Origin of the sequence: Rhizobium sp. MHM7A (genome assembly GCF_005862215.1) — a bacterium.
GTDB lineage: Bacteria > Pseudomonadota > Alphaproteobacteria > Rhizobiales > Rhizobiaceae > Rhizobium > Rhizobium bangladeshense.
This window is the reverse complement of sequence record NZ_VCHT01000003.1, coordinates 563,419-576,090: the sequence shown is the minus strand read 5'-3', so window position 1 is coordinate 576,090 and position 12,672 is coordinate 563,419. Positions and strand designations below refer to the sequence as shown.

Here is a 12,672-nt window from a genome sequence, read left to right as displayed (position 1 = left end):
TCTATTCCGAAACGACGCCGCCGTCCATATCTCCGCTTCAGTCGAACCAAAGGAGACGACACGATGACACAACGACTGAATGCGAAGGTTGCGGTTATCACGGGCGCCACTTCTGGCATTGGCCTTGCAGCGGCTAAGCGTTTCGTAGCCGAGGGCGCACGCGTTTTTATCACCGGCCGCCGGAAGGACGTTCTCGATGCAGCAATCGCTGAGATCGGCGGCGGGGTTGTGGGAATCCAGGCTGATTCAGCCAATCTCGCCGACCTCGATCGCCTCTATGAACGGGTGAAGGCAGAGGCTGGGAAAGTTGACGTGCTCTTCGTGAACGCGGGTGGCGGCTCCATGTTGCCCCTCGGCGAAATCACTGAAGAGCAGTATGACGACACGTTCGACCGGAACGTGAAGGGGGTTCTCTTTACGGTGCAGAAGGCCTTACCGCTGCTCTCGCGAGGAGCATCGATCATCCTGACGGGATCGACAGCAGGCTCGACCGGCACACCCGCCTTCAGCGTTTACGCCGCATCGAAAGCCGCCTTGCGCAGTTTTGCGCGCAACTGGATCCTCGACTTGAAGGATCGCGGGATTCGGATCAACACGCTTAGTCCTGGCCCGACGGAAACGACTGGACTGGTCGAATTGGCAGGTAAGGACAAAGCGCAACAGCAGGGCTTGCTCGACGTCCTGGCGGCCCAGGTGCCAATGGGCAGGGTCGGTCGTGCCGAGGAAGTTGCCGCTGCCGCACTCTTCCTTGCCTCGGAGGATTCCAGCTTCGTCACCGGTGCCGAACTCTTCGTCGACGGCGGCAGCGCCCAGGTGTGAAGACGATATCGGGTTTGCGGATACCGGCGGCGAGCCGCTGGCATCCGCTAATCCTTTCCGCTAATGCTGCCATCGACATATAGGAGCGGAAAGTAACGGCGACCATGACCGGCTATCAAATCTTCTGGCCACTGCTTGCCCATGTGGCTCTGGTCTATGGTCTCTATGTGCTCCTGGGCATGCGCCGCGGGAAATTGGTGCGCGCCGGCAAGATCCGGAAATCGGACTATCGCGAAAATCGTGACGAACCCCCAGAAAGCCTGGTCGTCAAGAATTGCCTCGCCAACCAGTTCGAATTGCCTGTACTCTTTTACGCCTGCTGCATTCTTCTCTTTATCACCGAGGCCGACAATCTTGTCGCCGTCTGCCTTGCCTGGGTCTTCGTCGCCCTGCGTTACGCTCATGCCGCCATTCACGTCACGAGCAATGATCTCCGTTACCGCAGCCCGATCTTTGCTGCCGGCTATCTGGTGCTTGCAGCCATGTGGGGTTGGCTCGCCGTCTGGATGGCGGTGGGCTGACGGTGACGCTGTCCAGGCAGCAACTCATCGGATCTTACAACCAGGTAACGTTTTTTGCGTGCCTATCAATCAGAGTAATGTGGTCTAGAAGTCTGATTTCACTGACGTTTGCCGATCGTTAAAATGTGAGCTTTTCCATTTACCGCTGATGAACGCCTGCAATGTCATATCCGCTCAACGCGCCGGACGCAGATGCATCCGCCGCGAACAATAAGAATGGGAACGAAATGGGCGCGGAAAGCATGGAACGCATCGGCTTGCGCAGGAAGCCGAAGCAGGAGCGCAGCATCCAGAGGCTGGATCTTATTCTTGCCGCCGCTGCCAAAATAATCGCGCAAAAAGGCGTCAGCGCCATGCGGATGACGGAACTCGCCGTAGCCGCCAAGGTGCCGATAGGTTCGGTTTACCAGTATTTCCCGGAGAAGGCAGCGATCGTCAAAGCATTGTTCGACCAGCACGCTTCGGCAATCCAGGCGAAGACGGCTGCGATGTTCAGCGAAGTGCAGTCACTCGAGCAGGCCCTCGATCTCGTCTGCGCCACCATCGACTGGTATTACGAATCCTATCGCGACGATCCCGTCTATCTCGGCGTCTGGATGGGAACCGAGACGGATCAGGATCTGCTTCAGCTGAATATCGAGCATAGCGGCCGCGTCGCCGGCATCTTTCATGACGCCGTACGCAGGTTGGCTCCCGACCTTTGCGACGAAGAAATGTTCGCGCGCACTTACCTTTTCAGCCACCTGATCGGCGCCGTTATCCGGCTTGCCGCCGTCAGCGAAGAGACCATAGCCCGGCGCATGCTCGGCGAGTGGAAACGCGTCATCCGCGCCTCCCTTTTCGCCGCTGCCGCGCCGAGCGCCGCCTATGGAAGCGGAGCCGGGATCACGACATACTCGCAGATAACGAGCTGAAGCGCCCTACCAGCTCGGCATCGTATTGGCGGCCTTCAGCCGCGGATAAAGCCGCGCCTGGGCGGATTTAACATCCACGTCGAGGCTGTCGTCGACAACCGCCGGCGTGATGTTGTCGAGGCAGGCAGTGATATGCGCAGTGATCGCGTTCATCAGCGAGATCGAAACGCCAGGCCTTTTCATGATCCCGATCTGCACCGGAGGCAAAGCGGGGAAGCCATCCGCCTGGCTCAGTACCTTCATGCCCGTCCGCAGCGCCGATTCCGGCATCACGGAGACCGCCATGCCGGCAAGCACCGCTGCGGCGACGACCGTGCAGGACCAGCTGGTGAACAGGATCTGGTGTTCTCGTCCGACGGCATCAAGCGCCGAGCAGGCGAGTTGGCGCCATTGGCAGTCGCGCCGGCCAACGGCAAGCGGCACAGGCGCGTCGTCTCGGATAGGATGGTTGGCCGAGCCTACCCAGCACAGCGGTTCTGTTCTCACCACATCGGACATGCGCTCGCGCGGATTGTGGGTGACGAGCGCGATATCGAGCTCGCCCTTGTGCATGCGCTCGGCAAGGTCCATCGAAGGCTCGCAGACGATGTAAAGCTCGACGTTCGGGTGCGTCTTGGCAAAACGGCCGATGATTTCAGGCATATAGCGGTCGGCATAATCGTCCGGAGTGCCGATGCGCAGCGTCCCCTCCAGCCTGTTGTCGTCGAAGGCGGCGATCGCCTCATTGTTGAGGCGGATGATGCGCCGGGCGTAATTGAGGAGTTTTTCGCCCTCGACCGTCAGCCGGTTGCCGCGGCCGTCCTTGATGAACAACTGCTTGCCGATGCGTTCTTCGAGACGGCGCATCTGCATGGAAACGGCAGATTGGGTTTTGTAGACCCTGTCGGCCGCCTTGGTGAAGCTGCCGGAATCGACGATGGCGATGAAAGTCTGCAACTGGTCGAGATCAAGAGGCGCGGACATGGTTTCACCTATAAAGATAGCTGATGATAATCATTAGAAACATTCGTTGGACTGATCAATAGGTCTTTGGCATGTTCGGGATGCAAATCAAGCAAAGTGAAGGACAGGTGACCTGCCTGTCCGAGCCGAATTCAGCCTGCTCCCTCCCGTACGACCTCGCGGGAGGGGTGGGTTGTTGCGTGCCCCGAAAGAAAGGAGAGTTCGATGCATATGACAGACCGGACACTAGAACTCGACTGCGGCAAGCTCACCCCGACGTTTTCCCAGCGTCTGGCGGCAGGCCTCTCGCCGTTGACCTCCCTCTTTCGCGTGTTCCGCAATCGCATGGAGATCAACGCGCTGCAAGATCTGAACGACACTCAGCTGAGGGATATCGGCCTCACCAGGGCCGATCTGACCTCTGCGTTCCTGGCCTCGACCTTTTTCGAGGATCCGTCGGAACATCTGACGCGTTCGGCGCGCAATCGCTGGCGCCTTCAGTTCTTCCGCTCCTGCGACGAGTAGGAGCGTCGAGTTTCCCCGCAGGGTGATAGCCAATAGCCCTGCCGCTTGACCCGGCGATCGGCTTTCCCAAGCCATCGCCGGGTTTTTTATGCCTTGCTGTCAGGGGAAGACTTCGGCCGGTAGGTTTCGAAAATCGCTTCCAGGTTCCTCTGATAGCTTTTCTGCACCTCGAGGCCGCTGTCGAACATGGCGTTCAGCATTTCGGTGTAGCTCTCGGCATTGGCCTTCGCCTCTTCCTTCGGCACCTCAGGCGCCTTGGCGGCGGCCGGTTGCTTGGCGGCCGGCTGCTGTCCGAGCCCGGCCATCATCTCCTGGAAAGCCTTGGCGAAGGGATTGTCAAGAAAGGGGTTCGGGGCAGGCGCCGGCTCCTGTTTCGGCATTGAAAACATCAGCTGCATCGCCTGCGTGAACGGATTGTCGAAAACGCTGGGTTCCGGTGCTTTCGGTTTCGGTGCAAAGCCGGTGCTCTCCAGCCATTTCTGAATGCTCTCGCCCATCGCCGTATTAGCGAAGGGGTTGACCGGAGAGGCCATCTGGCCGGTCGTCTGCTTGAACAGCCCGCCCATCAGCGTGTCGGCCAATACCGGCAGCATTTGCTTGTAGATCTCCTGGCCGATCCCGGTCATCTGTGCCGCCTGGGCGGCGACCGCCCGCGAAACCTCTTTGGAGCCGAAGAGCTGGGCAAGGATGTTGTTGCCGTCGGAAATGCCCTCCGGGGTGAAGGCCCGGCTCATATCCTCGAAATAGCGAGCATAGTTGCCGGAGGCAACGGCCTGCATCAGCCCGACGAAATCATAGGGATTGCTAGTGCTGCGCTTCAGGCCGGCGGAAAAGGCCGGCATCAATGCCGCCATCGCCTTCGTCGCCTGTTCCTGCGCGAGATTGAATTGCCGGGCGATCGCCTCCATCGCCGCGCCGTTCTGCGCCTGCATCATCATGTCGAAGAGTGGCAGCATGGGAGTCCCTTTCCCCGAGTCGTGACGCGTGTAACGCCACTATATCCGGAAAAGGTAATGTGCAAACGGCTTTTTGCCATAAGAACTTGAAGCCGTTACGGCAAAGCGTGGAGCGAGTTTTCCGACTTGGAGAGTACGGGGACTGCACACCTAGTACTGGTAGTCCTCGAAGACCGGCTCCACCGAGCCGTGCCAGCGCCCGTGATAGAGGGAGAGCAGGTCTTCGGCAAGCGTCGCCTTTTTGGCGAGTACCTCCTCGAGCGGCGCCAGGAAGATGCTCTCGTCCTGGCCCTCCCCATTCAGCTTGCCGCGCGCCTTCAGGCCGGCCCTTGATATGCCGATCACCTCGCGCGCCATGTCGAAGAGCGTATGCCCGCGAAATTCGGCTTTCAGTCCTTCGGCCGGAACGGCATTGCGCAGAGCGCTGATCTCAGCAAAGCTCCAGTCCCCCGTCAGCTTGTCGGCTGCCTCGAGGGCTGCGTCGTCGTAGAGCAGGCCGACCCAGAAGGCCGGCAATGCGCAGATGCGCCGCCAGGGCCCGCCGTCGGCGCCTCGCATTTCCAGGAAACGTTTCAGCCGCACGTCGGGGAAGAGTGTCGAAAGATGATTGGTCCAGTCGCCCATCGTCGGCGCCGGATCGGCTACTTCCCCCTTCAGCGCACCATTCATGAACTGGCGGAAAGTGACGTGTGTGCAGTCGTGATAGTGCCCGTCACGGACGATGAAATACATCGGCACGTCGAGCGCCCATTCGGCGTAATCGCGAAAGCCAAAGTCGTCGCGGAAGGTGAAATCGAGCAGGCCGGCGCGCCGGTTGTCGACATCGCGCCAGATGTCGCCGCGCCAGGAGAGCAGACCGTTCGGCTTGCCCTCGGTGAAGGGTGAGGATGCAAAGAGCGCGGTTGCCAGCGACTGCAGCTTCATCGAGACGCGCATCTTCTTGCGCATGTCGGCTTCCGAGGAGAAGTCGAGATTCACCTGGATCGTGCAGGTGCGGTACATCATGTCGAGACCCTTGGTGCCGACCTTCGGCATGTAGCGGGTCATGATCTCATAGCGCGACTTCGGCATTTGCGGGGTTGCCGCATAGGCCCACTTCGGGCTGCCGCCGATGCCGAGGAAGCGGATGCCCATCGGCTCGGCGATCTCGCGAAGCGTCGCCAGGTGCTGGTTCGATTCCCTGCAGGTCTGATGGATCGTCTCCAGCGGCGCGCCTGACAGTTCGAACTGGCCGCCTGGCTCGATCGAGATCGCGCCCATGCCGTTCTGTTCGGCAAGGCCGATGATGTTGCCGCCGTCGATGATCGGCTCCCAGCCGCTCTTCTTCTGCAGGCCGGTAAGCAGGGCTGAGATGCTGGCGTCCCCGAAATAGGGAACCGGGCTGTTGTCGGCGCGGAAGAAGGCGAACTTCTCGTGTTCGGTGCCGATCCGGAAACGCTCTCGCGGCTTGCTGCCCGCAGCGATGTAATCGGTCAGATCCTGAACCGAAGAGAGCGGTGTCTGGTCGGTGGTGTCGCGGGCCATGCGGGGTACCTGTATTCAAAAGGCGCCCAGGGGGCCGGGCAGTTGGAAGGCTGATTAGGACCCAAGTCACGTCTGTTGCAAGTGAAATTCTTTCAACGACGCATCAAAAAAATAGCTGCGATTTCCATGTCCACCCGTTTTCGCCGTCAGCTCCAGTCGCCGACCGTCGCCTGGACCACAGCAAGTGCCGCAACAGCGGCCGTATCGGCGCGAAGGATGCGCGGCCCGAGAGGAATGGCGGTGACGAAATCGAGGCCTCGAAGCCGCTTCCGTTCGTCTTCCGAAAAGCCGCCTTCCGGCCCGACCAGCAAGGCGAGATGTCTTTCCCGGATCGACGACAGCACCGGCAGAGGATTCTGCCCGGCATCGCCCTCGTCGCAGTAGATGATGCGACGCTCTTTTGGCCAGCGGTCGAGCAATTCGGAAAGGCGTACCGGCTCGGCCACATCGGGAATGGCGAGAATGCCGCATTGCTCTGCCGCCTCGACGACATTGGCGCGAAGCTTGTCGAGGCTGGTGATCCTGCCCTGCACATGCTGGGTCAGGACCGGCTGCAACAGCCCGGCGCCCATTTCGACCGCTTTCTGCACGAGATAATCCATGCGGCCGACCTTGAGCGGCGCAAAGAGGTAATGCAGGTCCGAGGGCGCCGGCTGCGGCCTGGTCTGCTCGGTTGCCGTCAGCAGGATGCGTTTACGCGTCGGGAAGGAGAGGGCAGCCTTCCACTCGCCGTCACGGCCGTTGAAGATGAGGATTTCCGCGCCATCCTCCATCCTCAGCACATTGGCGAGATAGTTGAACTGTTCGGCACTTGCTTCCACGGCGGCGCCACTCGAAAGCGGCGCGTCGACGAAAAGCCGTTGCATGCGGAAATTGGCGCGCATCGAAAAACTCGAAATCTTGAAGTCGATGCCGCAAGATCATGCAAGGTCTTGCGATCATGACATCCGAAAAAATAAAGCCCTAAGCGCAGCACGCGAATCTCGAAGATCGCGACGCGCACTAAACGAAGAGCGCGAACATAACCCAATAAATCATGGCCGCAAGCGCTCCCGAAACCGGCACGGTGATGATCCAGGCGGCGACGATCGTCATTAAATGCGAGCGGCGCACGAGATAGCGTCGCCGCCGCTCATAAATGTTCGGCTCCTCCGGCTCGTCGAGTTCCCAGCTCTCGGCCTTGCGCCTGAGATAGGCGATGCGGCGCTTGGAATGGCGGGTGTACCATTCGCGGAAGAAGCCGACGCCGAAGACGGCACCAACGGCGACATGCGTGGTGCTGACCGGCAGGCCGAGCCAGGAGGCGACTATGACGGTGAAAGCGGTCGACAGCGCGACGCAATAGGCGCGCATCGGGTTGAGCTTGGTGATCTCCTCGCCAACGAGGCGGATGAGGCGCGGTCCGAACAGCAGCAGGCCGACGGAAATGCCGAAGGCGCCGATCAGCATGACCCAGAGGGGCGGGTGGCCCACGCCGCCGTCGCCGCCGATGCCGACCGAGTGGACGACTGCCGAAAGCGGCCCGACCGCGTTCGAAACGTCGTTTGCGCCATGGGCGAAGGAAAGCAGCGCCGCAGAGCCGATCAGCGGCAACCGGAACAACACCCGCAGCGAGCTGTTGCGGTTTTCGAGATCCCGCGCCTGGACGAGAACAAGCGGCCGAACGGCAAGCCAATTTACCAGACCGATCCCGATCCCGATCAGAACGACCGTGAGGGGCGGAAATCTGCCGACCGGCGACAGCTGCAGCACCATATAGGCCATGAAGCCGCCGGCCATCACCGCGACCAGCACCGGCACCCAGCGCCGCGCCGCCGCGATCTTGTCGTCGCGATAGATGATGAGAGTCTTGACGAGATAGAGCAGACCGGCCGCGATCAGTCCGCCAAGGAGCGGCGAGGTGATCCAGCTCGAAGTGATCTCAAACATCACCCGCCAGTTCACCGGCTCCGGCCCCACAGCTGAGATGCCGGCCCCGATCACTGCGCCGACGATCGCGTGTGTGGTGGAAACCGGGGCATTCATCCAGGTTGCAAGGTTGATCCAGAGGGCCGCTGCGGTCAGCGCCGCCATCATGATCCAGCCAAGCACCGCCGGCGACACGTGGCCGGCGTCGACGATGTCGGAGGAAATCGTCTTGACCACTTCGCCGCCCCCGATCGTGGCGCCAAGGACCTCGAAAACCGCAGCGATCACCAGCGCCTGGCCCATCGTCATGGCGCGTGCACCGACGGCCGCACCGACATTGTTGGTCACGTCGTTGGCGCCGATGTTCAGCGCCATATAGCCGGCAAGGGCCGCTGCCGCCACGATCAGCACGGCTCCCGGCCGGTCGAAGACGTAGACGCCTGCAAAGAGCATGGCGAGGCCGACGAAGATCAGCCCGAGCCCGGGCGCCACCAGCCGTCGCGCAACATGCTTTGCGGCGTCCTCGACATAGGTGATCTTATCGAGGTCTTTGTCGAGCGTGCGTTTCGTCAGAACTGCGGGACGTGGCGGCATTCTTTTTCCTGAAGGATGAATCTGCTTCTACGCTGCTTTCCTAGCAGTGCAAGATGGCAGGATTCATTCCGCCGGGATTTGCTTCGCCGGTTTGACCGAAAGCCTGTCGGTCATCTCTCGCTTGAAGGCGAGGAAGAGGTTGCGGAGCTCGGGTTCGCGCACGCGGCTAGCCGCCTCGTCGCACGAGACCCATTCGATGGTGCGCTCGCCCTTTTCCTTGAAGTTCTTCGCCAACTCGGTGACCTCAAGCGCATAGACCTGCACCTTGCAGATGACCTGGACCCCGTCGCGCAGCACCTTCGGATAGGTGTAGGAACCGAGCGTTTCCGCCTCGGCCGATCCACGTACGCCGGCTTCTTCCAGGGCTTCCTGCGCGGCGACCTCGTGGGCGCACTTTCCGTTCATCGGCCAGCCCTTGGGAATGACCCAGCGGCCGGTGTCGCGGCTCGTCATCAGAAGGACCTCGACATCACCGCTTTTCTTCTTCACCCGATAGCAGATCGCACCATATTGCTGCCGCGGCGGACGCCGGAACATAAGTTGCACATCGGAAGCCAGTCGGGCGAGAAGAGTCAATTGTCGGGTCACCTTTACAGCGGTTGTTAGGAATCACTCATATACTTGTATCACGGAATGCTTACGCTTTCCAAAGCCGCAGACGCCGAAGCGGGTTGAGCATCGTACTTAGTGGACATCGAGCTGGAACGGGCTCAGAAATCCGGCAAGAGCTGTTTCGAAAGCGTCATATTGCACAGGTGTACAATATGACTTCGGCTTGCCTTGTAATCAATGGTGGGATCAATAGTTCCAGATCATTTTTGAGAATATGCCACCATGCGTCTACCGCCTCTCAATGCCGTTCGCGCCTTCGAGGCCGTCTGCCGTCACGGCAGCATTCTGAAGGCCGCCGAGGAGCTGAATGTCGTCCGCGGAGCGGTGCGCCAGCAGATCGCGACGCTCGAGAATCACTTCGGCCGCAAGCTCTTCACGCGCGAGGGCCGCAGGCTGGTCCCGACCCGGGAGGCAAGCGCTTTTGCTGAAGCGTCAGGTGTGGCTTTCGATACCCTGCATCGTGCTGCTTTGGAGTTCGGAAGTGTCGGGACGCGCCGGATTCGCCTTGGTGTTCCCTCCGCCTTCGCCGTCTGGTGGCTGATGCCGCGCGTTGGGGACATGCAGGCCAGCCTTGGCGACATAGCGGTCGATATCGTACCGATGACGGTGGCTGAACCGCTGCAGATGCACCCTGAGTTGGATGCGGTGATCATGGGCGGCGAGTACCGGCCGGCTGCAGGGATCGCGGCGCTGCGATTCATGGCGGACCAGTTCGGTCCGGTCGCCACACCTGCGCTTGCTGGGATGCTGTCGAAGGACCCCGCGGCAATGGGTGCGCTGACGATGCTTGTCAGCCGTAGCGTCCCGAAGCTCTGGGACGAATGGTTTGCCGAAAGCGGCACGCCTCCGGTCGACTTTTGCCGCCGCCAGGAATTCGAGGATCTGCTGCTGGCGCTAAGCGCCGCCCGCTCCGGACTTGGTATCGCGCTTGCGCCGCGCGCTTCGATAGAGGACGATCTCGAGCGTGGACAGTTGGTCGCGCCTTACGGCTTCATCTCCCGGCCCTCAGGTTACAGCCTCTGCTATCGCGCGCTCGACGCCAGGCGGGCAGCTTTTGCTGCTCTTTCCACCTGGCTGCTTCACAGTGGTGCGGAGGTTTGAAATGGCAGATTTTCTGCCCTTCCGCCAGAATAACCTCCATACTCGCAGTGCTTTCGCTCCGCTAAAAATGCTCCGACATCAGACGCAGAGGAGAACACGATGGAAGTTAAGGCCACCCGCATCGACTGGATCGGCAGCAACTGTCGGCTGCTCACGGCGACGTCTGCCGAATTCGAGCGTACGCGCCCCTTCGAGGGCCTGACGATCGGCACCGGCATCCATCTGGAGCCGAAGACGGTGGCGCTGCTGATGACGCTTCGCGCCGGCGGCGGGCGTCTTGTCTGCACCGGCAACCTCAACAGCACCCAGCCCTCGACCGTCGAATTCCTGCGCGCGCAGGGCATCAATGTCTTTGCCACGCAGACGACCGATCCAGCCGCTCACCATCGGACTCTCGAGGCCGTAATCGCAGAAAGGCCGGATCTGCTGCTCGACAATGGCGGTGATCTCTTCGCCATCGCCGTGGAAAGGCCTTACGCCAATCTTCTCGGCGGCACAGAGGAAACGACCTCGGGACGAACACGCCTGCTGCAGCTGCGCACGCGCCTGAACGTGCCGGTCCTCGTTATCAATGACAGCCCGATCAAGCAGTTTGCCGAAAACCGGCATGCCGTCGGCCAGAGCCTGTTCGAAAGCTACCTGCGCTTCACCAACCGCTCAACCAACGGCAAACGCGTGACGGTCTTCGGTTACGGCGCCTGCGGCAAGGGCACGGCGGCCTGTTTCCGCAATGCCTTTTCGATTGTCAGCGTCGTCGATATCGATCCGGTGACGACGTTGGAGGCTCATCTCGACGGTTTTGTCACGCCGCTGCGCGAGGCGGCGATTCGTTCGGCCGATATTCTGGTCACGGTCACCGGCTTCGCCGGCATCGTCACGGCTGCCGACCTGCCGCTCCTCAAGGACGGCGCGATCCTGATGAATGGCGGTCACTTCCCGCAAGAGATCGACGTCGAGGCTTTTCGCAGCCATCCCGATGTCGTCGGCATCGACCTCTACGAGGCCGAGCATATCGAGACCTTCCGTCTTAAGGACGGCCGCTGCTTCCACGTGCTTGGCGGAGGTCATATGGCCAATCTCGCCGGGCCGCGGCCGCTCGGCAACACGGTCGAGTCTATGGATCTCGGCTTCACGCTCCAGGCCCGCTGCCTGGAGCGGATCGCAAAGGGCGAGGTCGGTGCCGAATCCTGCGTCGTACCGGTACCGGCCGAAATCGATGCGATGGTCGCCAGCGCCTATCTCGATCTCTCGCGGTAAACCGGGCGCCGAGCCATCAGCGCTCCCAATAGGGCACAGGCCCGTAAAGCTCGGTGAGATAGTCGATGAAAAGCCGTACCTTTGCCGGCAGGAACTGTCGGCTGGGATAGACGGCCGAGAGCGTGACATTGTGCGAGCCCTCATAGGCGGGCAGAACCTGCACCAGGCGACCGGCCTTGAGTTCCTCCCCGATATCCCAGGTGGAGCGCAGTGCGATTCCGAGGCCGGCGATAACAGCCTCGCGGATGACCTCGCTCGAATTGGTGATCAGCATGCCGTCCGGCCGCAGGCTGAGGGGGCCGTCGGGCCCGTTCAACCGCCAGGTGTCGTTATTGTGCGCCGGCAGGCAACGATGGTGTTTCAGATCGTCGATATGCCTGGGCTCGCCATGCAGCGCGAGGTAATCCGGCGACGCGCAGAGCAGCCGGCGCACCGGCGCCAGCCGTCGGGCGACCAGGCTGGAATCGGTCAGTTCCGCAATCCGGATCGCCAGATCGAAGCCGCCACCGACGATGTCGCTGAATTCGTCGGCCAGCACCAGGTTGATTGCAAGCTCCGGGTGCGCCTGCATGAACGCCTTCAGATGCGGTGCGATATGCATGCGTCCGAAGGAGGTCGGCGCCGACACCTTCAGTGTGCCGTGCATTTGCGCCGAGCGGCCGGAAATGTAGAATTCGGCCTCCTCGAGCCCTGCGAGAATGCCGAGAACGCGGTCGTAAAAACCCTGTCCGGCTTCCGTCAGCGAAATCTGCCGCGTCGTGCGCTGCAGAAGCCGAGTGCCGAGCCGGTCCTCCAGCCGCTTGATCCGTTTGGAGACGACCGCGGGCGAAAAGCCGAGCGTACGCCCGGCGAGCGACATGCTTCCCGTTGAAACGACCTTGGCAAAGATTTCGAGATCACCCAGATTGGTCATGCGATTTTCGTGATTTTTTCCCCTTTTGACATAAGTGCTTAGCATTTGCGCCGCTTTCGGGAAAGTGCTAAGCCGGTTCACCGGCG

General features: G+C 61.1%; 13 protein-coding genes. 6 read left to right on the top strand and 7 right to left on the bottom strand.

The genetic code is table 11. The features are described from left to right. Positions 1–63: 63 nt before the first annotated feature. From FFR93_RS15710 to FFR93_RS15700, 3 genes are all read left to right on the top strand, one after another. Positions 64–819 (top strand): SDR family oxidoreductase, encoded by a 756-nt coding sequence (locus tag FFR93_RS15710; protein WP_138393874.1) that lies wholly within the window; start codon positions 64–66, stop codon positions 817–819. 104 nt (positions 820–923) lie between these two features. Next, positions 924–1,340, top strand: coding sequence for an MAPEG family protein (locus tag FFR93_RS15705; protein WP_138393873.1), 417 nt, complete (start codon positions 924–926; stop codon positions 1,338–1,340). Positions 1,341–1,567: 227 nt separating this feature from the next. Next, entirely contained in the window at positions 1,568–2,254 is a 687-nt protein-coding gene (locus FFR93_RS15700; protein WP_138393872.1) for a TetR family transcriptional regulator, read from the top strand. Between the two features lie 6 nt (positions 2,255–2,260). Here FFR93_RS15700 and FFR93_RS15695 read toward each other — a convergent pair whose 3' ends face one another. Continuing rightward, entirely contained in the window at positions 2,261–3,217 is a 957-nt protein-coding gene (locus FFR93_RS15695; RefSeq protein WP_138393871.1) for a LysR substrate-binding domain-containing protein, read from the bottom strand. 204 nt (positions 3,218–3,421) lie between these two features. Between FFR93_RS15695 and FFR93_RS15690 the strand changes: the two genes are divergently transcribed. Further along, positions 3,422–3,721, top strand: a complete 300-nt coding sequence (locus FFR93_RS15690; RefSeq protein WP_064706224.1) for a DUF1127 domain-containing protein — start codon at positions 3,422–3,424, stop codon at positions 3,719–3,721. A gap of 86 nt (positions 3,722–3,807) precedes the next feature. Here the strand turns inward: FFR93_RS15690 and FFR93_RS15685 are convergent, their stop codons facing one another. The 5 genes from FFR93_RS15685 to FFR93_RS15665 form a co-directional block, all read right to left on the bottom strand. Further along, a complete protein-coding gene (locus FFR93_RS15685) occupies positions 3,808–4,677 on the bottom strand; it encodes a DUF937 domain-containing protein (RefSeq protein WP_138393870.1) in 870 nt (289 codons plus the stop codon). 150 nt (positions 4,678–4,827) lie between these two features. Further along, a complete protein-coding gene (locus FFR93_RS15680) occupies positions 4,828–6,201 on the bottom strand; it encodes a glutamate--cysteine ligase (RefSeq protein ID WP_138393869.1) in 1,374 nt (457 codons plus the stop codon). A 146-nt stretch (positions 6,202–6,347) separates the two neighbouring features. After that, positions 6,348–7,085 (bottom strand): 16S rRNA (uracil(1498)-N(3))-methyltransferase, encoded by a 738-nt coding sequence (locus FFR93_RS15675; protein ID WP_138393868.1) that lies wholly within the window; start codon positions 7,083–7,085, stop codon positions 6,348–6,350. 118 nt (positions 7,086–7,203) lie between these two features. Continuing rightward, a complete protein-coding gene (locus FFR93_RS15670) occupies positions 7,204–8,703 on the bottom strand; it encodes an inorganic phosphate transporter (RefSeq protein ID WP_138393867.1) in 1,500 nt (499 codons plus the stop codon). Positions 8,704–8,766: 63 nt separating this feature from the next. Next, on the bottom strand, positions 8,767–9,279 hold the full coding sequence (locus FFR93_RS15665) for an NUDIX hydrolase (protein ID WP_138393866.1): 513 nt from the start codon (positions 9,277–9,279) through the stop codon (positions 8,767–8,769). A gap of 258 nt (positions 9,280–9,537) precedes the next feature. On the opposite strand from FFR93_RS15665, the gene FFR93_RS15660 reads away from it, so the two are divergent. After that, a complete protein-coding gene (locus tag FFR93_RS15660) occupies positions 9,538–10,416 on the top strand; it encodes a LysR substrate-binding domain-containing protein (RefSeq protein ID WP_138393865.1) in 879 nt (292 codons plus the stop codon). 99 nt (positions 10,417–10,515) lie between these two features. Next, complete coding sequence (locus FFR93_RS15655) at positions 10,516–11,673, top strand: adenosylhomocysteinase (RefSeq protein ID WP_138393864.1); 1,158 nt, start codon at positions 10,516–10,518, stop codon at positions 11,671–11,673. A 16-nt stretch (positions 11,674–11,689) separates the two neighbouring features. Here the strand turns inward: FFR93_RS15655 and FFR93_RS15650 are convergent, their stop codons facing one another. Continuing rightward, positions 11,690–12,586, bottom strand: coding sequence for a LysR family transcriptional regulator (locus FFR93_RS15650; RefSeq protein ID WP_064706231.1), 897 nt, complete (start codon positions 12,584–12,586; stop codon positions 11,690–11,692). Positions 12,587–12,672 lie beyond the last annotated feature (86 nt).